General features: G+C 71.2%; 24 protein-coding genes and 2 pseudogenes. 9 read left to right on the plus strand and 17 right to left on the minus strand.

Annotated features, from left to right (window positions below; all coding sequences use genetic code 11):
• Nucleotides 1–177 precede the first annotated feature (177 nt).
• Nucleotides 178–756: a hypothetical protein gene (locus OG559_RS09545; protein WP_405114397.1), complete on the plus strand. Its 579-nt coding sequence runs from the start codon at nt 178–180 to the stop codon at nt 754–756.
• A gap of 428 nt (nt 757–1,184) precedes the next feature.
• Here OG559_RS09545 and OG559_RS09550 read toward each other — a convergent pair whose 3' ends face one another.
• The 9 genes and pseudogenes from OG559_RS09550 to OG559_RS09590 form a co-directional block, all read right to left on the minus strand.
• On the minus strand, nt 1,185–1,799 hold the full coding sequence (locus tag OG559_RS09550) for a hypothetical protein (protein ID WP_405114399.1): 615 nt from the start codon (nt 1,797–1,799) through the stop codon (nt 1,185–1,187).
• A 331-nt stretch (nt 1,800–2,130) separates the two neighbouring features.
• A pseudogene (locus OG559_RS09555) lies at nt 2,131–2,472 on the minus strand (Rv3654c family TadE-like protein); the annotation flags it as partial.
• A 131-nt stretch (nt 2,473–2,603) separates the two neighbouring features.
• The gene (locus tag OG559_RS09560; protein ID WP_405114401.1) at nt 2,604–2,954 is read right to left on the minus strand and encodes a TadE family type IV pilus minor pilin; all 351 of its coding nucleotides are present in this window, start codon (nt 2,952–2,954) and stop codon (nt 2,604–2,606) included.
• Between the two features lie 95 nt (nt 2,955–3,049).
• A complete protein-coding gene (locus tag OG559_RS09565; protein ID WP_350884280.1) occupies nt 3,050–3,217 on the minus strand; it encodes a DUF4244 domain-containing protein in 168 nt (55 codons plus the stop codon).
• Between the two features lie 47 nt (nt 3,218–3,264).
• Nucleotides 3,265–4,002 carry a type II secretion system F family protein gene (locus OG559_RS09570; protein ID WP_405114403.1) on the minus strand — a complete coding sequence of 246 codons (738 nt, stop codon included), beginning with the start codon at nt 4,000–4,002 and terminating at the stop codon, nt 3,265–3,267.
• A pseudogene (locus tag OG559_RS09575) lies at nt 4,002–4,784 on the minus strand (hypothetical protein); the annotation flags it as partial. The gene OG559_RS09570 and the pseudogene OG559_RS09575, both read right to left, overlap by 1 nt.
• A gap of 686 nt (nt 4,785–5,470) precedes the next feature.
• Entirely contained in the window at nt 5,471–6,748 is a 1,278-nt protein-coding gene (locus OG559_RS09580; RefSeq protein ID WP_405114406.1) for a TadA family conjugal transfer-associated ATPase, read from the minus strand.
• Entirely contained in the window at nt 6,745–7,848 is a 1,104-nt protein-coding gene (gene ssd / locus OG559_RS09585; protein ID WP_405114408.1) for a septum site-determining protein Ssd, read from the minus strand. Before ssd ends, OG559_RS09580 begins: the two co-directional genes overlap by 4 nt.
• Nucleotides 7,849–8,250: 402 nt before the next feature.
• Entirely contained in the window at nt 8,251–8,520 is a 270-nt protein-coding gene (locus OG559_RS09590; protein WP_405114410.1) for a hypothetical protein, read from the minus strand.
• 484 nt (nt 8,521–9,004) lie between these two features.
• Here OG559_RS09590 and OG559_RS09595 point away from each other — a divergent pair, with 484 nt between their 5' ends.
• Complete coding sequence (locus OG559_RS09595) at nt 9,005–9,277, plus strand: helix-turn-helix transcriptional regulator (protein WP_405114412.1); 273 nt, start codon at nt 9,005–9,007, stop codon at nt 9,275–9,277.
• A gap of 45 nt (nt 9,278–9,322) precedes the next feature.
• On the opposite strand, the gene OG559_RS09600 is transcribed toward OG559_RS09595, so the two are convergent.
• Nucleotides 9,323–10,018 carry a hypothetical protein gene (locus tag OG559_RS09600; RefSeq protein ID WP_405114415.1) on the minus strand — a complete coding sequence of 232 codons (696 nt, stop codon included), beginning with the start codon at nt 10,016–10,018 and terminating at the stop codon, nt 9,323–9,325.
• A 27-nt stretch (nt 10,019–10,045) separates the two neighbouring features.
• Between OG559_RS09600 and OG559_RS09605 the strand changes: the two genes are divergently transcribed.
• Nucleotides 10,046–10,237 (plus strand): hypothetical protein, encoded by a 192-nt coding sequence (locus tag OG559_RS09605; protein ID WP_151463052.1) that lies wholly within the window; start codon nt 10,046–10,048, stop codon nt 10,235–10,237.
• Nucleotides 10,238–10,331: 94 nt separating this feature from the next.
• Here the strand turns inward: OG559_RS09605 and OG559_RS09610 are convergent, their stop codons facing one another.
• Together OG559_RS09610 and OG559_RS09615 are read right to left on the minus strand one after the other, a co-directional pair.
• Complete coding sequence (locus OG559_RS09610) at nt 10,332–11,501, minus strand: winged helix DNA-binding domain-containing protein (protein ID WP_405114417.1); 1,170 nt, start codon at nt 11,499–11,501, stop codon at nt 10,332–10,334.
• Nucleotides 11,502–11,653: 152 nt separating this feature from the next.
• The gene (locus tag OG559_RS09615) at nt 11,654–12,787 is read right to left on the minus strand and encodes an epoxide hydrolase family protein (protein WP_405116527.1); all 1,134 of its coding nucleotides are present in this window, start codon (nt 12,785–12,787) and stop codon (nt 11,654–11,656) included.
• 74 nt (nt 12,788–12,861) lie between these two features.
• Between OG559_RS09615 and OG559_RS09620 the strand changes: the two genes are divergently transcribed.
• Nucleotides 12,862–13,818 carry a helix-turn-helix transcriptional regulator gene (locus OG559_RS09620; RefSeq protein WP_405114419.1) on the plus strand — a complete coding sequence of 319 codons (957 nt, stop codon included), beginning with the start codon at nt 12,862–12,864 and terminating at the stop codon, nt 13,816–13,818.
• Between the two features lie 126 nt (nt 13,819–13,944).
• Nucleotides 13,945–14,232 (plus strand): hypothetical protein, encoded by a 288-nt coding sequence (locus OG559_RS09625; RefSeq protein WP_405114421.1) that lies wholly within the window; start codon nt 13,945–13,947, stop codon nt 14,230–14,232.
• A 129-nt stretch (nt 14,233–14,361) separates the two neighbouring features.
• On the opposite strand, the gene OG559_RS09630 is transcribed toward OG559_RS09625, so the two are convergent.
• Together OG559_RS09630 and OG559_RS09635 are read right to left on the minus strand one after the other, a co-directional pair.
• Entirely contained in the window at nt 14,362–15,603 is a 1,242-nt protein-coding gene (locus OG559_RS09630; RefSeq protein WP_405114423.1) for an RNA polymerase sigma factor, read from the minus strand.
• Nucleotides 15,591–15,962, minus strand: coding sequence for a YciI family protein (locus OG559_RS09635; protein ID WP_405114425.1), 372 nt, complete (start codon nt 15,960–15,962; stop codon nt 15,591–15,593). The genes OG559_RS09630 and OG559_RS09635 overlap by 13 nt, the downstream gene beginning before the upstream one ends.
• A 483-nt stretch (nt 15,963–16,445) precedes the next feature.
• Between OG559_RS09635 and OG559_RS09640 the strand changes: the two genes are divergently transcribed.
• On the plus strand, nt 16,446–17,198 hold the full coding sequence (locus OG559_RS09640) for an SDR family NAD(P)-dependent oxidoreductase (protein WP_405116529.1): 753 nt from the start codon (nt 16,446–16,448) through the stop codon (nt 17,196–17,198).
• A gap of 103 nt (nt 17,199–17,301) precedes the next feature.
• Here OG559_RS09640 and OG559_RS09645 read toward each other — a convergent pair whose 3' ends face one another.
• The 3 genes from OG559_RS09645 to OG559_RS09655 all read right to left on the minus strand — a co-directional run bounded on the left by OG559_RS09645 (nt 17,302) and on the right by OG559_RS09655 (nt 19,076).
• Nucleotides 17,302–17,850 carry a carboxymuconolactone decarboxylase family protein gene (locus OG559_RS09645; protein WP_405114427.1) on the minus strand — a complete coding sequence of 183 codons (549 nt, stop codon included), beginning with the start codon at nt 17,848–17,850 and terminating at the stop codon, nt 17,302–17,304.
• 53 nt (nt 17,851–17,903) lie between these two features.
• Complete coding sequence (locus OG559_RS09650; RefSeq protein WP_405116531.1) at nt 17,904–18,458, minus strand: carboxymuconolactone decarboxylase family protein; 555 nt, start codon at nt 18,456–18,458, stop codon at nt 17,904–17,906.
• A 69-nt stretch (nt 18,459–18,527) separates the two neighbouring features.
• The gene (locus tag OG559_RS09655; protein WP_405116534.1) at nt 18,528–19,076 is read right to left on the minus strand and encodes a carboxymuconolactone decarboxylase family protein; all 549 of its coding nucleotides are present in this window, start codon (nt 19,074–19,076) and stop codon (nt 18,528–18,530) included.
• Nucleotides 19,077–19,394: 318 nt separating this feature from the next.
• Here OG559_RS09655 and OG559_RS09660 point away from each other — a divergent pair, with 318 nt between their 5' ends.
• The 3 genes from OG559_RS09660 (at nt 19,395) to OG559_RS09670 (ending at nt 21,222) form a co-directional block, all read left to right on the plus strand.
• Nucleotides 19,395–20,135, plus strand: a complete 741-nt coding sequence (locus tag OG559_RS09660; RefSeq protein ID WP_405114429.1) for a hypothetical protein — start codon at nt 19,395–19,397, stop codon at nt 20,133–20,135.
• A 407-nt stretch (nt 20,136–20,542) separates the two neighbouring features.
• Nucleotides 20,543–20,740: a hypothetical protein gene (locus tag OG559_RS09665; protein ID WP_405114431.1), complete on the plus strand. Its 198-nt coding sequence runs from the start codon at nt 20,543–20,545 to the stop codon at nt 20,738–20,740.
• A complete protein-coding gene (locus OG559_RS09670) occupies nt 20,737–21,222 on the plus strand; it encodes a PIN domain-containing protein (RefSeq protein WP_405114434.1) in 486 nt (161 codons plus the stop codon). The genes OG559_RS09665 and OG559_RS09670 overlap by 4 nt, the downstream gene beginning before the upstream one ends.
• Nucleotides 21,223–21,370: the final 148 nt, after the last annotated feature.

Genomic DNA, 21,370 nt, shown 5'->3' on the forward strand with positions numbered 1-21,370 from the left:
GGCCGGCCGTTGCCTGGGAACGGGCCTCGAAGCACCCGGATCATCGGGCCGCGCAACCGAGTGCGCCGGGAGCCGCGCGGCCGGCGGAAGCAGTTGAGGTGCCCGGGGTGCGTGGCCGGGGCCGAGCGACCGGTCGAGGGCTGTGCGACACTCCGGCGACGTCCTGAAGGAGATTTCATGCAGCTCGACGCCTTGCAGCACCAACAGCAGTTCCACATCCGGCAGCGGATTCGGATGATGGTCAACCAGTACCAGGTCCACGCCGTCGCCCCCGACGGGTCGGAAGGCGAGATGCTCGCGTTCGCGCAGCAGAAGCGGCTCGCCTTCAAGGAGCAGGTGACCATCTACACCGACGACACCAAGCAGTACCCGCTGCTGGGCTTCAAAGCCCGCCAGCGGCTCGACCTCGGCGCCACGTACGACGTGACCGACCACGCCGGCAACCCGATCGGGCTGTTCCGCAAGGACTTCGCCCAGTCGCTGCTCCGCTCGACGTGGCACGTCGAGCAGGCCGGGCTGCCCCAGGTGACCGGCCAGGAACGGAGCATGCCGGTGGCGCTGCTGCGCCGGTTCGTGGACTCGCTGTCCTGGCTGCCGTACCACTTCGACTTCACCGCGGGCGGCCAGCCGGTCTTCTCGGTCGTCAAGAAGTGGGGCCTGCGCGACCGGTACATCGTCGAGGTGCAGAACCCGCAGGTCGACCGCCGGCTCGTGATCGCCATGGCGATCGGCCTGGACGCCCTCCAGGGCCGCTGACCGTCACTGCCTCCGGGGCGCGTGCCGATTGCGGTACGCGCCCCGACTGCTCCGGCTGCCGATCAACTCCGTGACGGCGAACGCCCAGCGCGTCGAGCTGGCGATCGAGCTTATGCCCGCCGGTGGAGACCCGGGCGTAGCCGATGCAGATCTCGGTGGCGTTGGCCGCCGCCCTCGGTCAGGTGAACCGTCAACTCTCCGGCGCGTCCGCGCCGGCCCCGCACCGCGCGGCTCCTATCGCGTTCGTCAACGCCGGCCGCGAACGGGTCGTCGGGTACTGGCTCGACCACAACGGTCGCCGCCGGCAGCATCGGACGTCGCGGCCGCGGAGGCGTACCGGCAGCAGACCTACGTCGGTCAATCCCGGTGTGGTGACCGACGAGCGGGGACCGGGGGCTGGTCTGATTCGAGCCGGCAGTACCAGACGCTCAAGGCCGTGGTGCGCCGAGCACGGCGGCGTGAGTCCGCGTACGGACGCGCAGGTTACCGAGGGCCAGGAAACAGAAGATCAACACTCCGAGGAGGGCCTGCGCGACCAGCGCCTCATGGAAGGCGGGAACGGGCAGGCCGTGGGCTCGTCCGAAGGCCGCCCCGAGCGGATACATCGACAGGGCCACGACACGGCTGGCCACCACCACGAGGGCCAACCACCCGAGGGCACGCTGGACGGGAAGGAACCGTACGGACCAAATGCCCATGACGTGAACGACAAGCATCGTCACCGGCAGCCCGACCACCATCTCCATCCGGTCGTCGAAAAGTTGCTCGTCGTCGCCTGTCGCCTCAATCGGCTCGAAGCCCGAGACCACCCCGGTCACGACGGCGACCGCGAGGTAGACCGCCACGGTCAGGAGAACGGCGCGCAGGAGGATCCGGGGAGCACCGTGACCCGGCGCTTCGCCCGAAGAGCTCATGCCTCGATTCCGCCTGATCACCACGAGCGCGCCGACAACGGCCGCAGCCACCTGGGTCGACATCTTGGCCGCGTCGGTGCTCCACCCGAGCGCCGTGAGGATGAGATACAGCGACGGAAACATCAACACGATCAGAAACGTCGCAGGGATACTCGACCTCGTGGAAGTCACCCAACCGCCCTTACGCCAGTGTGTGCCGCGCGGGAGTCGGCCGGTCAGGCCAGGATAGGCGGCGGCTCGTCGGAGGAGCCTTCCCGGAAGCGTCAACTGAGCCGTCCAGGCGGAGCAGTGGCCAGCTCGCGCCACGGCCCGTCGGGTGGGTCTGGCAATCCGATCTCGACGCGCCGACGCGCTCACGTCAAGAAGGACTGAGGTCGGCAGCCCACCGGAGCCATTCCCCGCCGGCAGTTCTGCGGGCTTGGGCATCCGGGCCCATCGCGACCACGCCGTCGGCGTCAGCCCGTACCGGCCCGGCACGGGAGGTCACCGTGGCGACCCGGGTGAGGCCGGGTGCCGGGGTCACCGTCACCTCCGCCGTCACCACGGCGTCCGGCCCGTCCAGCCGACAGTCGGTCAGCCGCGCCCCGTTGGCCCGTACGACCTCGTCGGCGGACGCGCAGGCCACCTGTTCACCGGCCAGGGTCCGACCCGCCCCGGCGAGCGCGCCGAAGTCCGCCGCAACCCGGGCCTGTTGCCGGGCGACCCGCGCTGCGCCGACCGCCGCCCCGAACAGGCCCACCACGACGAACACCAGCCCGACCGCGAGCAGGCACACCGTCGCCCCGCCCCGCTCGCGCCCAGCCCGGGGCGTGCCGGCACCTCGCCGCTGAACGCCGGAACCTCCAGGATGCCCGGCCCGATGCCCCCGACCGCAGTGGTGTTCGCGGGCATTCCCGGCCCGATGCCCGCGACCGCAGTGGTCTGCGCGGGCCGTCACGGTTGCGGTCCCGGGTTGCCCGGCTCGACGGCGGCGACCGCGGTGGCGGTCACGGTGATCCGGGGCAGGCGGGCACCGAGGGCGCGTACCGGTGCCCGCACCGTGGCGGTGACCCGATCGCCGTCCCCCACGACCGAGACCTCGGCCCCCGCCGGGGCCGCCGCAGCTCCCGCCGGCCCTCCGGGCTGGCCCCGGGAGGCGGCCAGCGCCGCCTCCCGGGCCGCTCCCAGGCAGGCCGCCTTCGTTGCGACCGCATTGACGGCGGTGAGCCCGGCCAGCAGGAGCAGCAGCAACGCCGGCAGGCCGGCGGCCAGTTCGGCCGTGAACGACCCTCGGTCCCGTGGCAACCGGGACGAACACGGCCGCGCCGACGTGGTCGGCCGAGCTGGCCCCGGCCGTCGCCCGGGCGCTTGCCGGTCGCCCCCGGCCTGCCGGCGGTCGGTCACTTCAGCGCCCGGTCGATGACGGCGGTCAGCGCGGACTGCACGTTGCCCGACGTCAACACCTTGAGCAGGATGCCGGCGAACGCGACGGCGGCGAGGGTGCCGACCGCGTACTCGGCGGTGTTCATCCCGGCATCGCCTCGCAGGCGATTGAGGATCATGCGCATGCTCTTCCCTTCTCAACGTTCACCGCCGGCCGGGCGGCCGGCGGCGCTCACAGGACGTCGCCGAGGACGGCGACGATCACCGGCACCAGGCCGGCGAGAATGAAGGCCGGCAGGAAGCAGAGCCCCAGCGGCAGCACGATGAGGACGCCGGCCCGGCGAGCCGACGCCTCGGCTGCGGTGGACCGGTCGGCCCGCAGGTCGTCGGCGAGGCGGGTCAGCGCGCCGGCCAACGCCGCGCCGCTGTTCGACGAGCGCAGCGCGGCACCGGCCAGCCGCTCGGCACCCGGCACCGGAACGAGGTGCGCCCAGGCCTCCTCGGGGCCGCCACCGAGCAGCAGGGTCCGGCCGACCCGGCCCAGGCGGTCGGCCAACGGGCCGCCGAGCGACTCCGCGACCGCCAGCACGGAACGGTCCACGGGTGCACCGGCCCGCAGCGCGGCCGCGAGCAGGTCCGCCGCGAGAGGCAGGTCGGCGGCCTCCCGGAGCCGCCGCTCCCGGACGGCGGGGGGCTCGATCCGGCGTAGACCCCGGTCCGCCGCGACGGCGACGACGGCGCCACCCAGGAACCCGGACCAGCCACCGATGACCGCGACGGTCGCCACCCCGGCGAGGCCCGCCCCGAGCCGGATCCGGTCAGGCCACCACGCCGGTCTCGATTGCCCGGTCGCCCCGGTCCGCCTCTGCAGGCCACGCAGGCGACGGGTGGTGCCCGCAGGCGAGCCGACGGAGAGGGCGAGCACCGCCGCCGCGACGAGGCAACCGGCCGCCACCGCCTGCCGGGTCATCAGCGGCTCCCGTCCGGCACCGCGCCGAGGCGCTCCGTCCAGAGCAGCCCCGCCGACTGGAGGACGGCGGCCGCGATCGCGCATCCGCCTCCGACGGGTGTGTGCAGCAGGACCTCGACCGGGTCGACGCCGACCCCGTACCCGAGCCCGATGCCGCCGAGCGGCAGAGCCGCGAGCAGCAATGCGGTGGCCCGCGCCCCGGCCGCCTGCGCCGCCGCGCCGGCCAGCCCTCGGTCGGTGGCCCGGGCGTCGGCCTCGACGCGCTCCAGCAGGTCGGCCAGCGGAGCACCGGTCCGGTCCGCGAGCCGGATCGCTGCCTGGGCCAACCGCCCCAGCCGGTCCGGATCGGGCGCGGCAACGGCTGGCCTGCCGGTGTCCGGGGCCGGACCGGGGACCAACCCCGGATCGTTCACCGTCCCGGAGGCGCCCGGCGGACCATCGGGTGCCGGCGGGGCTCCGACGGTCAGCGCGACCTCGACCGGTGGCACGGTGGTGGCGGTCAGGGCGACCTCAGCCGAGGGCAGGCGAGCGGTCAGGGTGGCGGCTGCGGTCAGCACCGGCACGCCGGCACGCAGGTCCGCGGCGAGGGCGCTGAGCTGGTCCAGGCTGTGTCGTCGGGCGCGCTCAACGGCACGCGCGAGGCCCCTGCGCAGCACCGCTCGCGCGGCCAACGTCCCGTACGTGCCGACCACCACGGCGGCCACGGGCCCGGCCAGCAGGCCACCTGCCCCGGCGCCCACCGCTCCCGCGAGCAGCAGGCTTCGCCGGGGCGAGGCGGACAGCCACCCGGGCACCCCCGGCCGACGGCTGCTCGCCGTGCCGGCGGGAAACCGCCCCGGCGACGACCCGGTACGCCAGTTCCCGGCACCGGGGAGCAGCGAAGCCAACAGCGAGCCTCGCTGCCCCGGCAGGGCGGCCTCGGACCGGTCCAGGGTGGCAGTGGGCCGGCGCGGGTCACGACGACCGGGCGGCCCAGACCGTCCGCCGAAGCCGAACGGGTCGGGCGGCCTGGACGGACCGGACCTCGGGGACGGCCCCGACGGACCGGACAACGGAGACGCGCCGGAGAAGGGTCGTGGGCCGGAGGCGTCGCACGGGCGGGATGGCGGGCGTGGGCGGGACTCACCGGACGGGCCGGAGAACGGACGCGGGCCGGACGGCCTACCCGGGGCAGGGCACGGGCCGCCATGTTCCCCCGGCGCTGCCCCGTTCCGGGGGTGCCGCCCGGGATCCCGGTCGTCCCGGGGGTCACGCTGCCGGTTCGGCGCCCTGCCGACAGCGCTCGGCGCGGCCGCCCCGGTGGGGATGCGTACAGCACCGACCCGATCGGCCGGGTCAACGGGCGACGACGGCCGGCCCGGAGACGAACCGAGCAATCGCCGTCGCCGGGACCGGCTGCTGCGCAGCGGCCACGCCACAGCCGCAGCGGCGACGACGAGAAGGGCCGCCACCAGCCAACCCGCCCTGGTCACTCGGATCCTCCGTGCCGGGACCCGCCACCCCTCACCTCGAACCGGTCGCCCCGATCGGAGCGTCCATCCCGATCGGAGTGGCCAGGCCACACCTCGCAGAGGACGGGTGGGACGGGCACGTCCCGCGCGCGCAGCAGCGTGCCGAGGGCCGCTGCGGCGGGAGCCGGCCCGTGGCCGCGTACCCAGGCGGGGACGACGGTGATCAGGCGGTCCGGTCCCTCGGGGAGCAACAGGCAGACCGACTCCAGCACCCGGCCCCGGGCACCCCGGCGGACCTGGAGCAGCACCTGGAGCGCGGCGGCGACCTGGGCGTGCAGGGCGGCCCGGGGCAGCCCGCCCAGCATCCCGAGCGCCTCCAGCCGGGCCGGCACGTCGGACGGGGCGTTCGCGTGCAGCGTCCCCGCCCCGCCGTCGTGACCGGTGTTCAGGGCGGCGAGCAGGTCGACGACCTCCCCGCCCCGGCACTCCCCCACGATCAGCCGGTCCGGCCGCATCCGCAGGGCCTGCCGGACCAGGTCGCTGAGCCCGACCGCGCCGGAGCCCTCCACGTTGGAGGTGCGGGCCTGCAACCCGACCACATGCGGGTGTACGGGACGCAGCTCGGCGGCGTCCTCGACCAGGATGATCCGCTCGGTGCCCGGGACCAACCCCAGCAGCGTGTTGAGCAACGTCGTCTTGCCGGAGCCGGTGCCGCCGACGACCAGGTACGCGAGCCGGGCCGCCACCACGGCGGCCAGCACCGGCGCGACGGGCCGGGGCACGGTGCCCTGCCGGACCAGGTCGTCGAGGGTGAACGGGCGCTGCCGGAAGGTGCGCAGGGACAGGTAGGGCCCGTCCGTCGCGACCGGAGGCAGCACGGCGTGCAGCCGGGTCCCGTCGGGCAGCCGGGCGTCCGCGTACGGGGAACCGTCGTCGAGGCGGCGGCCGGCTCCGGCGGCGAGGCGCTGGGCCAGCCGGCGGACGTCGTCGATCGTGCCGAGCGGAACAGCGACCTGGCGCAGGCCCTGCCCCCGGTCCACCCACACCCGATTCCCGTTGACCAGCACGTCGGTCACCTCTGGGTCCGCGAGCAGGGGCGCCAGCGGACCCGCGCCGACGAGGTCGTCGTGCACCCGGCCGGCGATCCGGAGCACGGCGGTGTCGCCGAGGACCGCCGCGGCGGGCTCGGCGCGGACGGCAGAGACGACGGCGGCCGGGGTGACCGGGGTGTCTGCGGCGGCGAAGCGCTGGCGTACCCGGCTCGAAAGCTCCTCGCCGCCGGGAGGCGCGGTCATGCCGCACCCGATGCGGGCAGTCCGGTCAGCTCGCCGACGATCCGCTGGCAGAGCGCGGCGAGCGGGCCACGCCCGTCGGCAGCGGGCGCCTCACCCCGTTCCAGTCCCCGGCACAGGCCCGGCTCGGGGCGCAGCGTCCCGGCCAGCGGCAGCCCCAGAGCGCGGGCCACCTCGACGGCCTTCAGCCGCCCCGGGGCCGGGCCGCGTACGACGACGGAGAGTTGGGCGCAGTGCGGCGCGGCGGCGGCGACCACCCGGGCCGCCGCCGCAGTCGCTCGAAGCTCGGCCGGCACGACCAGAAATGCCTGGTCGGCGGCCTGCAGCGCGAGCACGGCCGGGTCGTCGAGGTGTCGGGGCACGTCGGCCACGACGAAGTCCCGCCCCCGGCGGGCCGCCTCCAGGGTCGCCGCCATCGCCGGGGCGGGCAGCGGCAGCAGGTCCCCCCGGTCCCAGGAGAGCACCACCAGGTCACCCCGGCTGGGCAGGGCCCGGACCAGCGCCGGCGGGTCGACCCGGCCGTCGGCGTCGGTGAGCGCCGGCCAGCGCAGCCCTTCCAGTTGCTCCCAGCCGAGCACCAGGTCCAGCCCACCGCCGAGCGGGTCGACGTCGACGAGGAGGGTGCGCAGCCGGGCCCGGGCGGCGGTGACGGCCAGCCCGCCCGCGAGGACGCTCGCCCCGGCACCACCCCGCCCGCCGAGCACCGCGACCACCCGGGCCACGCCGTCGCCGGCGCGGTCCGGGGCGCACTCGGCGAACCGGTCCACCAGCCACGGCTCGGCGGCCGGGAGGACGGCGACGTGCTCGGCCCCAATCAGCTCGGCGATCTCCCAACCGGGGTCGAGCTGCCCGGAACGGCCCACCAGGACCATCCGTGGCCGGCGCGGCAGCCGCGCCCGCAGGCACGCCTGGGCCTGGTCGTCGCCGACCAGCACCAGCGGCGCCGGTGTCCACCGGGACCTGGCGGCGGCCGGGTCGGCGGCCACCTCGACCTCGGTGCCGCCTGCGGCGGCGAGCCGGAGCAGGTCGTCGAGGAGGCCGTCGTCCGAGGTCACCAGCAGGGGCAGCCGCCGGCGCGGTGGGAGCGAGGTACGGGGTGGCATCGCGGCCTCCAGCAGTCGGGCTCGGGGGTGCTGCCGGAGAGCGTGCCCGGATCCGCCACCTCCCATCGGCTGCCTGTGGACAACCTGGTGCCCTGTGGAAAACGCCCGCCGAGCCAGTGGATCTGCTATCGGACCGCCGTCACTTTCCACCGGCGTACGCCGGACCCTGGCTGCCTCCGAGCGACCCGCCACGCAGAAACAGGCCGTTGACGGCAGCTAACGGTGGTGGCCGCCGAACGGTCCCTGGCGAAGGGGAGCCGGGCGGAGACAGCGGAGTGAACACCGACGACCCCCCCTGCATCTTCTGCGGCGAGATGGAGCACGACGGGACCGAGGATCACCAGTTGGCCCATACAGACTCGGTGGCCGATTGGCCTCGCGCGGGTGTACCCCCGCACCCGTTCAGGCCCTCATATTCGATCTGGGCCGCCTCGGTTGGATGAGCGGAGCGGTTCGTCGTTGCACGATCAGACCCGCCGGCTGGACGAAGATCTCCCGGCGGGCCACGGCCTCGCCTTTGGCGTCGAGCTGGTAGCCGTCGAGCCAGATCCAGTGGTCGTAGGTGACCAGGTCGTGCCGAACTTTGATCAGGCGGAACATCATCGGCCTGGTGAACTGCACACTGCACGCGGCGGTTACGTGAAGGACGTCGCCGGCCTTGAGTTCGATCATCGGTGGCGGTTGTAGCGATGCCACGCCCTGATCCGGGTCCTGGCTGCCTCGACCAGCGGACACCAGCCGCTCGGGCTACAGGCTGCGCACCGGCGGTGCCTATGCCAATCGAGGGTGCCCCAGGCGACCCGCATCAGCAGAGGCAACCGACGCGCGGTCACCTTGCCCTCGCCCGGCGTACGACCGATCCGGCCGCACCGGACGTGCCCGCTACACGGGTGGAGTCGATCCGGTGTCGGTGTCGCCAGAGCCATGAGACGCACGCATCCCACCGGAAGTCCTGGCGTGTCTTCAAGAGAGCTAGGTGTCGGGCGTCATGCAGCGCCATCGGTGCCTCCGTTTCTGCGGCACCCCGCCCCACCGGGCTCCGCCTCCACCAGGGCGGGGGTACCGCGCCACCGATCACACACCCTCTGTTGCCCCCGTGTCAATGTTGGCACGACAATTCAAGCGCGTCCGAATGGTCGTGTCACCCTTAGCGTGCATGAGTGGTCGTGTCAACCTCGGCACGCTTGCACTGTTCTACCTTGCTGATATGACCGATGAGGTGCCGGGGCCACTCGTCGCCGCAGGCGAGATCTTGAAGATGCTCGGCGTGGGCCGGTCGCGGTTCCGAGCGCTCGCGATGCATCCGAACTTCCCGCGCCCGTTCCAGACGCTGTCGGTCGGATCGGTCTGGCTGCGGTCAGACGTCGAGGCATACATCCGGGACTACCGCCAACCCCGGCCGCCGGCAGACGAAGAAGAGCAGGGCTGACCCCCACGATCGACACCCGTTGACTGACCAGACGCCCCCGACCGGTTATCGTGGGAGGCGCTGGCTAACTAGGGTGCCGTAGCTCTCGCGGTCCGGCTCACGGAACTCAGCCGCCGCGCGTTCCTCGGCCACCCGTCGACGGGCTTCTTCCCTGGCGCGGAGTCGCAGGGTTTCCTCGCGAACCAGGTTCTCGAACTGCTCCCGCTCGTCGTCCGCCTCTTCTTCCGGGGTCAGCTCCTCGATGGCTTCCCCGTCATCGTCTGTCGCTTCCTCTGCCCACCGCTTCTCGATGCCCTTCTGAATGTCGTAGGACCGGTCGGCCTGGATAGCCGCGACCATCGGCGCGTCGTCCAGGAGGGTGTGGATCTCATCCTTCAAGCAGCCCCACTTGATTAGATCGCCGATGATCGCCCACACCTCCTTGGACCGGTCCTGGTGCTGCGCCACCTCGGGGTTCGTCTTCGCCCGGCGAGAGATCCGGCCTTTGGTCGGTACCGGCACCGGCACCCAGTCCACGGCCACCGACGCACGGCGCACGGCCCGTGTGCGGAGGCGGTCCAGATCGTCGTCAGAGACCGGGGCACCCGTACCGCGCACCATCACGACCGGCACCGGGTCGGATGTCTTGTGGTTGAACGTGCCGGGCAACCGGAGGTAGGACACGTCGCTCTGCTTGGCGTCCGCGTACAAATGCTCCTTTAGTCCGGTGTTGAGCTGGTAGTGCTCGTCGAGGGGCACCACACGGGGCAGCTTCAATACCTTCAGATTGTGGAGCTGCTTGGGCTGGACGAAATCCGTGATTTGCTTGGCGGGATCAGCAAGCAGCGCGCCACGATCATCGTGGGCCGCAAGGGATTCCCTGACCCCCTCGCCACGTTGAAGATGGGCCGCGTCTGGGATGGCAAAGCCGTTCGCGCTTGGATCGCCAAGAACCGCCCCGGCCCGGCTGACGAGGACTGACTGGCCGCAGCAACTGAGAGTCACCACACCCGGCTAACGCAAATGTCCGTCGTAAGCCGCAGCCGCAGCCGTCGCTTCCGGCCAGGGTGCCTGTCTACGCGTGGCCGCCGATGGCGACCGTCCCGATGGTCAACAGCGGCTCGCCCTCCAGGATCTCCCCGACCCGCCGCGCCTGGTCGTCAAGTTCCTGGCGTTCGGCGACGGTGAGCGCGGTCAACGGTTCGACCGTGATGTTCAGCTTGCGTCCGGAGCGGCGGAGGTGCCAGATGCCGGCGACCACGCCGTCGATGAGCAGCACCGGGAAGTTGCCGGCCTGACCGCCGGAGAGCGCGCGTTGCGCGGCAGGCCCGGGGAAGAGCCGCTCGCGCGGATGGCAGCCGACGGGATAGGCGTCGAAATATGGCAGCAGCCGCACCCCCTGCGGTGGCACGGGTGCCGGCTCGGTATCGCCGGCGGTGACCCAGGCGACAGAGCCATCGACCTCGACACGTTGCAGCTCGCCGGCGAGCGAGTCGAACAACTGGGTCGCCCAGCGGCGAGGTGCGGAGAGCCACTGCGCGAACTGCTGCGGCGTTGCCGGCCCGTACGCGTGCAGGTAGCGCCGGACCAGGTCGGCGAGGGCGGCGGATGCCGAAGCGGGCTGGAATCCTGGCAGCCAGCGCTGCGGGCTGGTGTACGTCACCTTCCGTCCACGGTTCGGGCCAAAACACAGGGCACCGCGGTGCGCGGCGAGGGGTATCGCCTGCCGCCAGCGCGGCGCCATGCTCCCGAACGCTGGCACGACCGGATCGACGGCCCAGGGACCTGTGCGGGTGGCCACCTCGGCGGTGAGCTCGTCGATGGTCAGTTCGGCGTCGGCCAGTGCTCCCGCGATGGCCGCGACGACCTCTTCGGTCTGGTCCGGGGTAAGCCGCGCCTCGGCGGACATGCTGTTCGCAGGGTTAGGCAGCGTGCCGAGCGCACCGGTCCACAGCGGCAGTTCGCGGGTCGGCAGCAGGTGCACGGTGCCGCGAGGGCCGTACGTCTTGATCAGGCTGCGTTCGCCCCACAGCGCCTGCCGGACGTCGTTGCGGGTGACACCGGCGACGCGCAGCCCCACGGACAACTCGGCGGCGGAGAGCACCTGGGCGTGCGCGCCGCACATGGCGGCGACGGCGTCGACTGGTCGGCCGCGTACCGGAGTGGACAACCCGTGCCGGTCGAGCCGTCGGCCCCACACGTCGGGCCAGGACAGCCGGGGCACCACCGTGGACTGGTTGGTCATCGAGCACGGCTCCTGGTGTCGTCATTCGGTCCTGGTGGTGCCGGCAACCGGTCGTCGTGTTCCCGCCTGGTTCCAGGCTCCGAGGGCGTCGTCCTGCCGGCCCGGATCGAGCGGTGCGGGCCGGCGGGGACGTCTGCCCTGTCCGGTTGCGGTCAGCGAAGCGGGCGGAAGAACTTCCGCACGTCGTCCACCAGGAGGTCGGGTGCCTCCAGGGCGGCGAAGTGGCCGCCGCGGCTGAATTCGCTCCAGTGCACAACGTTGTGGTCGCGTTCGGCGAGAGGCCGGATGGTGATGTCGTTGGGGAACACCGCCACCCCGGTCGGGACCTGTGACCTCGGGTTGGCCTGGCCCCAGGTGCGGGCGTCCTCGTAGTAGATCCGGGCGGCGGATCCGGCGGTGCCGGTGAGCCAGTACACCGAGACGTCGGTGAGGATCAGGTCGCGGTCGATGGCGTCCTCGGGCAGGCCGGCGCTCGGGTCGGTCCACTCCTTGAACTTCTCGACGATCCACGCGAGCTGACCGACCGGCGAATCGGTGAGGGCGTAGGAGATCGTCTGCGGCCGGGTCGACTGGACGATGGCGTACCCGGACATGTCCCGGCCCCAGGTCGTCATGAACTCAAGGCGGGCCTGGTCGGCCTCGGTGAGGCCGGCCAGCTCGGCCGGATCGCCGGAGGGGAAGGTGCCCAGGTTGTTGACGTGCACCCCGATCACATGGTCGGAGTCGATGCGGCCGAGCTCCGGGGTGACGATCGCTCCGGTGTCGCCGCCCTGGGCGCCGTACCGGTCGTAGCCGAGGCGCTTCATCAGCTCGGCCCATGTCTGGGCCACCCGGCTGGTGCCCCATCCGGGTGCGGCGAGCGGGGTGGAGAAGCCGAAGCCGGGCAGGGACGGGGCCACGACGTGGAAGGCGTCGGCGGGATCGCCCCCGTACCGGGCGGGATCGGTCAGCGGGCCGATGATGTTCATGAACTCCACGACCGAGCCCGGCCAGCCGTGGGTGAGGATGAGCGGCACCGCTCCCGGCTCAGGCGAACGAACGTGCAGGAAGTGCACGGTCTGTCCGTCGATCTCGGTGGTGAACTGGGGAAACTCGTTCAACCGAGCCTCATGGGCCCGCCAGTCGTACTCGGTGCGCCAGTGGTCGGCCAGATCCTTCAGATAACCCAGCGGCACCCCTGCCTCCCAGCCTGTGGCGGGCGACTCGTCCGGCCAACGGGTGGCGGCGAGCCGCTGGCGCAGGTCGTCGAGGCGATCCTGGGGAATTTCGATCCGGAACGGGGTGATCTGTTCGCTCATGAACATCACACTACGGGCGAGCTAGGACAGGTCTGGCCCTAGCTTCCTGGCAGACTCGGGGCATGTTGGAAACCTCCGCCCGGTTGCTGCGGCTCCTCGGGCTGCTACAGACACCCCGCGAATGGTCCGGCGCCGAGCTGGCACAGCGCCTTGAGATCGACGTACGGACCGTGCGCCGCGACATCCAGAAGCTGCGTGACCTCGACTACCCCGTGCACACCACCCCTGGCGCTGCCGGTTACCGGCTTGGCGCGGGAACGAAGCTCCCCCCGCTGCTCCTCGACGACGACGAGGCCGTCGCAGTCGCAATCGGGCTGCGCACCGCCGCCAGCGGCACGGTCACCGGCATCGAGGACACCTCGCTACGCGCGTTGGCCAAGCTCGAACAGGTTCTGCCGTCGCGCCTACGGCACCGGGTCAACCTGCTGCACTCGGTCACCGTCACGGTCCCCGCCACCGGCCCCACCGTCGACCCGGACGTGCTGGTCGCCATCGCCACGGCCTGCCGCGATCACCAGCGGCTCCGCTTCGACTACCGTCGCCACGACGGCACCTCCTCGGTACGCGACGCCGAACCCCACCGGCTCGTCCACAGCGGACGGCGCTGGTACCTCATCGGTTGGGACACCGATCGAAGCGACTGGCGCACCTACCGCGTCGACCGGATCCAGCCGCGCATCCCGACCGGACCCCGATTCACGCCACGACAGGCACCCGCCGCCGACTTCGCCGCGTACCTGACCCGCGGTGTGTCCACCGCCCCCTACCGCTACCAGGCCCGGATCACCCTCTACGCCTCGGCTGAGGCTGCCGCCGAACGGATCGCGCCCACCGTCGGGGTCATCGAAGCCATCGACCCGCACACCTGCATGCTGCACACCGGGTCGAATTCCCTGGACGAGATCGCCGTCTACGTCGCGCTGTTCGGCTTCCGCTTCCGCATCGACGAGCCATCCGAGCTGATCACACACATCCGAGGCCTCGCCACCCGGCTGACCGACGCTGTCGAGGCTTCCTGAGCAGCATGTTGGCGGGGGCCGGGTGCGTTCCGCACCCCTGGCGGCATGGCCGCGGCGGGGTGACCTGCAGGTCGACAACCCAGACGGTACGCATCGGTCACCGACGCGTTGTGGGACCCTGTCGCGATGTCGCGTGCACGCCTGCTGGCGGTCGTCGGTGCTCTCCTGATGGTGGCCTCCTGCCTGCTTCCCTGCCTTACCAGCTTTACCGGAATCACCCTGCCCGATCAGGACCCCACGCCTGAGGCCATCGAGCAGCAGAACGCGGAAGAACTCGCGTTCGAGCAGAGGTTCGAGCTGGTGGCCTTGATCGCTGCTGGTCTCGCGATCCTCGGTCTGGCGTTGCTCGTCTACGCCTGGATACATCGCCGGCGACCCAGCCCGCCTGCGGCGACCAACAAGACGGATCGGTGAGCGACACGCCACATCTCGGTCCCGTGCCCCAGCGCATTCCCGTCGACGCGGAGCTGGTGCGTCAGCTCGTCGCCGACCAGTTCCCCCAGTGGTCCGACCTCCCGGTTCAGCCCGTGGCCAACGGCGCACTCAGCCGGTGGAGTCACCCACCTGCTCGCGCATGGCGACGAGGTGTTGGCGTACCGCTGCCTCGGTGGTCAGTGAGATGGCCTTGCTGAAGGCGGCCCGGGCGGCGTCGGTGTCACCGGCTCGCGCCAGCAGGTGGGCCCGGGCGGCCCAGGCGGGCTGGAAACGTTGAGCCGCCGGCCCGGTCAGGGTGTCGAGCAGGGTCAGTCCGGCTTGCGGCCCGTCGGTCTCGGCGAGCACCGCCGCGAGCGACACGGTGCCGCCGAGCGTGGGGACCACGGAGATCAAGGCCTGGTGCAGGGTACGCAGTGCGGCCCAATCGGTGTGCCCGGTGACCCGCCGGGCACAGTGCACGGACTGGATGGCGGCCTCCAGCTGAAAGCGCCCTGGCCGACGCAGGTGGTGGGCGTTCCGCAGGTACCGCTCACCACGATCGATCAACTCGCCGTTCCAGGCCGTGGTGTCCTGTTCGGCCGGGGCGAGGAACCTACCGTCGGGTGCGGTCCGGGTGCGGTGGCGTGCCGACGACAGGCAGATCAGGGCGGCCAGGCCGAGCACCTCCGGCTCGTCCGGGAGCAGGCCGGCGAGGGTTTCGGCGAGGTGCAGCGCCTCACCGCTCAGGTGTTCCCGTTCGGTCGGCGCGGCGATGCCCTGCCAGTCGATGGCGTAGGCGCCGTAGACGGCTTCCAGCACAGCGGCCAGCCGGCCCGGCATGGCCGAGCGGTCCGGGATCGTGAACGGGATGCATGCCTCGCGGATGCGGCGTTTGGCCCGGACCAGTCGCTGCAACATGGTGGGCGCGGGCACGGCGAACGCCCTGGCAATGTCCTGCGAGGCGACCCCGAGCACGGTCTGCAACATCAGCGGGGTACGGATCGTCGCTTCGATGGCGGGGTGCGCGCAGACGAACAGCAGAGCCAGACGCTGCTCGGGTATCGCGTCGGGATCGAGGCCGTCGACGGTGTGCAGATGCAACGCCTCGTCGAGCGCGACGCTGGTGCGGTGGGCGGCCGACCGGTACCGGTCGCGCTGTCGGTTACGGGCCACGGTCAGCAGCCACGCCTGCGGGTTGTCCGGCACGCCGGTGTCCGGCCAACGGGTCAGGGCCTGCTCGAACGCGTCGGCCAAGGCGTCCTCGGCCGCGACGATGTCCCCGCTACGCGCGGCCAGAAGGGCCAACAGGCGGCCGTAGCAGGTACGGGCGGTGGCCTCCGCCCGTACCCACGCGGTGGCTACTTCGTCCATTGGCCGTTCAGGAAGGCGGTCGCCGTCGGGCGCACCTCGACGGTGCCGTACTGAGCGCCGGGGCACCGCTCGGCCCAGGCCAGCGCGGCATCCAGATCCTCGACGTCGATGACGAACAGACCCGCCAGGGCTTCCTTCGTGTCGGCGAACGGTCCGTCCTGCACCTGCAGGCTCCCGGCGCGTAGCGTGACGGTCGTGCTCGCCGTACTCGGCTGCAACACATCAGCGGACCGCAGCACCCCGGCTGCTTCCAGGTCCCTGGCGTAGGCCTGGAACGCATGTTGGGCTGCGGCGATTGTCTCCTCGGGGACCTCCCCCGTAGCCGGCTCCAGATTGTGCAACAGCAGGCAGTAACGCATGTAATACCTTCTCTCCCACCAACCGGCCGCCCCTTGCGGCTCCTGTCAGTGATGACGAACGGCGGCCCCGCAGAACGACACTGCCCCCACATGATGCTTGCGCCGCGCTGTTGCTCGCTGCCGCCGTGGTGCCCGTCGTCGGCCTGTTCGAGCTGCCCCGCCCGTTCCTGTTCGTTCTGCTTTCCCAGGCAACGCTGGGCCTGGTGGCCCTGGTTGAGCCCGCAACTCGGTTGGCGGGCCCAGCCAGGCGCAATGGTGCCGCCTCAGGGCTTGTGACGCGGTCGTCTCCGACGGTTGCCCACGCGTCGGCCGCGTCATCGCAGCGCATGTCGCGCAGGATGATGACGCGGCCGGGGATAGCGATCGGGCCCATGCCCCGATGGTGCCCTATCGAGGAGCTGGGGCATGGTTCAGCAGGGCCAGCGGGCGCGGGCCGTATGCAAAGATCCGGCCATGAACCACTTCGCTGCACCACTGGCCGGCATGAGCACCCTGGTGATCGGAGGTGGAGGCGAGGGCATCGGGCGCGCAATCTCGCGTGCCTTCGCCGCGGCCGGCGCATCCGTCGCCGTCGCCGACGTCGATCCGGACCGGGCGCATGATGCCGTTCATGAGTTGACAGAGTCTGGCGCCCGCGCGGTTCCGCTCGTCGGTGACGTGCGCTCGCGCTCGGATCTGGACGGGTTCGTCACCCGCACCACCGGCGAGTTCGGTCGGCTCGACACACTGGTGACCGTCGTCGGAGGGCAGGTCGCGTTCGTACCCGCGGTGCGCCTGCACGAGATGGATGACGACGACTGGGATCTGGCGTACGAGATGAACCTTCGTTACGTGGCGCGTGCGGCCCGGGCTGCCATCCGTGTCTTCCTGTCCCAGGGCAGCGGCGGGTCCATCGTCAGCGTCGGGTCCGTCGCGGGCGTCATGGCCGCGCCCATGCAGGCTGGCTATGGTGCTGCCAAGGCCGGGCTCGCCAGCCTCGCCAGGACCGTGGCTGCGGAGTACGCCGGTGACGGCATCCGCATGAACGTGGTGGCTTGCGGTGCCATCGCAACGGCGGCGGCGAATTCCGCCCAGCGCGCCGCGGAAGTCCCTGAGATTCCGATGGGTCGAGTCGGCGTCCCCGATGATGCCGCCGCGGCGGCTGTCTACCTGGCCTCTCCGCTTGCGGCCTACATGACCGGGCAGAGTCTTGTCGTCGATGGAGGAGTCACCGTACGCGGCCCGTTCCCAAGCTAGCCATGGAGGCGCGGGCGGCGCGCCCCGCCACGACGTCGCGAAAGCCGTCGTGCGTGGCCTGGGTGTCACCGCTTCTAAGCGGCGCACGGGTGAAGATGAAGTATCAGACCGTGTTGCGGTAGCCGACGCTGATGACCCGCTGGGCCGCCTCGTCGTAGTACTTCGGATCACTCGGGGCGAACGTGCCGAGGCCGTCGACGTACCGGTTGACCATGCAGAAGGCCGCCGCGATCAGCACCGTGTCGTGGATCTCCTCGTCGGTGGCGCCCTCGGTGCGGGCCGCCCCGACCAGTTCGGCGGTGACGCTGCGTCCACTGTGCTGCACAGCCCCGGCGATGCGCAGCAGGGCGCGCAGCCTGGCACTGACCGGGGCGTTGTCCAGGTCGGCGCGTACCTGGTCGACCAGGGTCATGCCCTCGGCGAGCAGGGCGGCGGCGAACGCCGAGTGCGCCGAGCAGCAGTAGGTGCACTCGTTCAGGCCGGAAACGTACGAGGCGATCAGCTCGCGGTCGGCCGTCGACAGGCTGAGCGGCCCCCGCAACAGGGTCTCGGCCAGTTCCAGCATCGGCTTGCCGGTCACCGGCCGGTACTTCAACGGGCCCCGGACCCCGGGAAACTCGTTCTCGTCCACGCCCAGGTCGATGTGTGCCATGGCGTCACGCTTCCATTCGGCTAGCGGGTGAAATTTCGGGTGACCGGTACGGGTCAGCGGTCCAGTACCGGCAGGTAACCGTGGGTGGCGACCCGTCCGGCTGGTCCCAGATACCACTCCTGGTCGTCGGGTACGAGCGTGCCGAGGCCGTCGACGTACCGGTTGAACATGCAGTACGCCGCCGCGATGAGGACCGTGTCGTGGATCTCCAGGTCGGTGGCGCCCTCGGCACGGGCGGCCCCGACCAGTTCCGGGGTGACCTCCCGTCCACTGACCTGCACGGCCCCGGCGATGCGCAGCAGGGCGCGCAGTTTCGCCGAGATCGGGGCGCTGTCCAGGTCGGCGTGAACCTGGTCGACCAGAGTCATGCCCTCGTCGAGCTGCACGGCGGCGAACGCCGAGTGCGCGCCCTGGCAGAACCGGCACTCGTTGCGGCCGGAGACGTACGCGGCGATCAGTTCCCGTTCCCCGGGGGTGAGCGGGTGCGGTCCGCGCAGCAGCGCCTCGTTCAGCGCCAGCAGGGGGCGACCGGTCTCCGGCCGGTAACGGATCAGCCCGTGGATGCCCAGGTAGACCTGCTCGTCCTGGCCGAGGTCGATATGCGCGATGACTTGATGCTCCGGGTTCTGCTCGTGGAACGGGCGGGGTTCGGTCCGGTGGCGCCGGCCGGATCGTCGTCAGACGACCTGTCGGTAGCCGTTGTTGACGATGCGCCCCGACGCCCGCGCGTACCACCCGGGATCGGCCGCCGGTTGGGTGCCGAGGCCGTCGACGTACCGGTTGAACATGCAGAAGGCCGCCGCGATCAGCACCGTGTCGTGGATCTCCAGGTCGGTGGCGCCCTCGGCACGGGCGGCCCCGACCAACTCGGGGGTGACCTCCCGTCCACTGACCTGCACGGCCCCGGCGATGCGCAGCAGGGCGCGCAGTTTCGCGGAGATCGGGGCGCTTTCCAGGTCGGCGCGTACCTGGTCGACCAGGGCCATGCCCTCGTCGAGCTGCGCCGCCGCGTACGCCGAGTGCGCCGAGCAGCAGTAGGTGCACTCGTTGCGGCCGGAGACGTACGCGGCGATCAGTTCCCGTTCCCCGGGGGTGAGCGAATGCGGTCCGCGCAGCAGCACCTCGACCAGCTCAAGCAACGGTTGACCGGTCTCCGGCCGGAAGCGCAGCGGCCCACGGACGCCGGGGAGCTCGGTCTCATCCACCCCTAGATCGATGTATGCGATGGGGTCACTCTCCTGAATCTCGAAAGCCGGTCACTGGTCGTGGCTAAGGATCAAACCTAGTGAGTCCACAGTGGCATCTCAAGGGTGTGCCGTGCGCTGTTCGGCAACGTCAACAAGGACTGCCCCCGGGCGTCGTAGCCTCACATGACACCTTCGGGCCCGCTGTCTGTGGAATGTTCTTTCGAGCAGCCTCGCGGCGAACGCCGATGGCCCCCGAGCAGGTGCGGAGCCTGCGCTTCCGGCGTACGGGGTTCGGGTGGCACGGCCCGCGCGGGCGTCTCGGTCTGTCAGGACGTGGGTGACGCTCCATGGAGCTGCGTGGAGATGAGCATGGTGCAGAGCCGGCTCGCGGGTGCAGGCTCAGATTGGTGCGCCAAGAAGATTGCTCGGATTCCCGTGCCCCCGGCTGAGAGACTGCGATCCATGGGGAACTCGGCGGTCTACCGGATACACACCAGTGATGACCTTGACGTCGCGTATGCGATGGCCGAGCGTCTGCTGGGCCACAGGTCGATCGGCTGCCGCTGCCCACAGGATGTCAGTGCCCAAGCAGAGACCAACACCCATGATCTGGGCCGGTACCTGAGCATTCGACCCGTGTTCGTGTCTCTATCCATCCCGGCGCGCTTGCTCGGTCAGGTAAGAGACGTTCTGGAGCCACATCTACCGCCTGACGACCGACCGAGTCAGTACCGTGACGGCAGCGGGTACCTCATCACGGACATGACGACCGAGGTCGTGGCAGCACTCCGTCAACTGCCCCCGATCGGCGCTGAGGTCTCCACTCCCGAATACCCGCTGCCGACTACCTCGGCTGACACCGTCCTTGCAGTTGCGAACACGGAGCCCGCATCGATCTCGTGGCACACGTGCTGGCCAAACGAGCACAACCGCTCCGGGTTTGAACTCGCCATCAACGGCGCTGAACTGTGGCACGCTCCAGCACCGGCTGGCCACAGCGTCTACGTACACGTCCACCCCTCGCAGTCGAAGCTTGCGCACGACCTTGCCGCAGCCGTAGGAGGCCAGGTCATGGGCGAGCCGGCACTCGGCTGGTGAATACCAGATACATCCCGTCGAGCTGAACCGCTCGCAAGAACCCAGCAAGGCACTGCAAGATCGCCTAGGGGCATGTCATGCATCTCCCGAGACTGATCTGTCACGGGCGTTCCGAAACAGACCTAATCTCCCGAACCGTCCTCTCATGGCTGGTCGCTGGTTCGCAACGCCTAAGATTGCCCGCAGGGGCGGCCTGCGGCGCGTGGCTTCCCGCTCCGCACGAGCACACGGTTTAGGAATGGAGTACGGCCCGAGTCACCTATAGGCCTCTGACCTGCCCCGACCGGCTCGACCGCAGCGAGCATCGCCAAGATCAATCCGTGGATAGTCCGTGCCGGAGATGACGGGGTCCACGCTCTCTTCGTGAGAGAATGGGAGCCGCTGTGAGCTGGAGGGGGCGAGTCACGATGTCGAGCAACGCCGAGAGCATGCCCAAGTGGCCGACTTCTGAACACGTACCAGCGGCGGAGCTGGCCCGTCGTCAGGGTGTCCGTCCGGTCGCCTCCGTCGACGACCTGGCCCGGCCCGAGCTCTTCGAGTCGGACGACGAGTTGGATGCCTTTCTCGCCGACCTCTACGCCTCCCGCCGGGCGGGCACCGCGTGAGCCTCGTAGTCCTGGACACAGACGTCGCGTCGGCGATCCTTCGCGGACGGCTGCATGACCGCCTCCGTGCCCGGCTGGCCGGTAAGACCTTGTGCATCAGCTTCGTCACGCTCGGGGAGTTGACCAAGTGGACCGTGCTGCGGAGCTGGGGGCCACGCAAGCTGGCTGACCTCGCTCAGTGGCGGTCGGGTGTCGTGCTGCTGTCCTTCGACGAGGCGGTGGCGACGACCTGGGGGCAGCTCCAGGCGCGGGCACAGCATCGCGGGCGCCCCGGCCGACGAACGATTCGTGGATCGCGGCTTGCTGCCTGGTCGACCGGCTACCGCTGGCGACCTTCAACGGCAAGGACTACGCCGACTTCGCCGAGTACGACGGCCTCCGCCTCTTCGACGTCTCCTAGCTTTCGGCAACGCCCTCGGCGCGGCTGTCCGGCGTCGTACGGCTTCCCGCCCCGGCCCCCGGACCGGGGCGGCTTCGCGTGACGCCCGGCATTCCGCGGCCTGGTCCCCGTACCCGGTGGCAAGCCGCGAAGCGGCGCGGCAGCCGATCGCCCTGACCTCGACGCCGACCGACCGCCCTCGTGATCGTCCCACCGCACCGATCGGGTAAAGGTCCCGACAGCGCCGGCAC

Origin of the sequence: Micromonospora sp. NBC_01405, assembly GCF_045040155.1 — a bacterium.
In the GTDB taxonomy this organism is placed as follows: Bacteria; Actinomycetota; Actinomycetes; order Mycobacteriales; family Micromonosporaceae; genus Micromonospora.

What these genes read in the sequence shown, in the direction of transcription:
- OG559_RS09545 (WP_405114397.1), top strand. Translation starts at nt 178, where the DNA reads ATGCAGCTCGACGCCTTGCAGCACCAACAGCAGTTCCACATCCGGCAG.
- OG559_RS09565 (WP_350884280.1), bottom strand. Translation starts at nt 3,217, where the DNA reads ATGCGCATGATCCTCAATCGCCTGCGAGGCGATGCCGGGATGAACACC.
- OG559_RS09570 (WP_405114403.1), bottom strand. Translation starts at nt 4,002, where the DNA reads ATGACCCGGCAGGCGGTGGCGGCCGGTTGCCTCGTCGCGGCGGCGGTG.
- OG559_RS09580 (WP_405114406.1), bottom strand. Translation starts at nt 6,748, where the DNA reads ATGACCGCGCCTCCCGGCGGCGAGGAGCTTTCGAGCCGGGTACGCCAG.
- ssd (WP_405114408.1), bottom strand. Translation starts at nt 7,848, where the DNA reads ATGCCACCCCGTACCTCGCTCCCACCGCGCCGGCGGCTGCCCCTGCTG.
- OG559_RS09590 (WP_405114410.1), bottom strand. Translation starts at nt 8,520, where the DNA reads ATGATCGAACTCAAGGCCGGCGACGTCCTTCACGTAACCGCCGCGTGC.
- OG559_RS09595 (WP_405114412.1), top strand. Translation starts at nt 9,005, where the DNA reads ATGAGTGGTCGTGTCAACCTCGGCACGCTTGCACTGTTCTACCTTGCT.
- OG559_RS09610 (WP_405114417.1), bottom strand. Translation starts at nt 11,501, where the DNA reads ATGACCAACCAGTCCACGGTGGTGCCCCGGCTGTCCTGGCCCGACGTG.
- OG559_RS09620 (WP_405114419.1), top strand. Translation starts at nt 12,862, where the DNA reads ATGTTGGAAACCTCCGCCCGGTTGCTGCGGCTCCTCGGGCTGCTACAG.
- OG559_RS09625 (WP_405114421.1), top strand. Translation starts at nt 13,945, where the DNA reads ATGTCGCGTGCACGCCTGCTGGCGGTCGTCGGTGCTCTCCTGATGGTG.
- OG559_RS09630 (WP_405114423.1), bottom strand. Translation starts at nt 15,603, where the DNA reads ATGGACGAAGTAGCCACCGCGTGGGTACGGGCGGAGGCCACCGCCCGT.
- OG559_RS09635 (WP_405114425.1), bottom strand. Translation starts at nt 15,962, where the DNA reads ATGCGTTACTGCCTGCTGTTGCACAATCTGGAGCCGGCTACGGGGGAG.
- OG559_RS09640 (WP_405116529.1), top strand. Translation starts at nt 16,446, where the DNA reads ATGAGCACCCTGGTGATCGGAGGTGGAGGCGAGGGCATCGGGCGCGCA.
- OG559_RS09645 (WP_405114427.1), bottom strand. Translation starts at nt 17,850, where the DNA reads ATGGCACACATCGACCTGGGCGTGGACGAGAACGAGTTTCCCGGGGTC.
- OG559_RS09665 (WP_405114431.1), top strand. Translation starts at nt 20,543, where the DNA reads ATGTCGAGCAACGCCGAGAGCATGCCCAAGTGGCCGACTTCTGAACAC.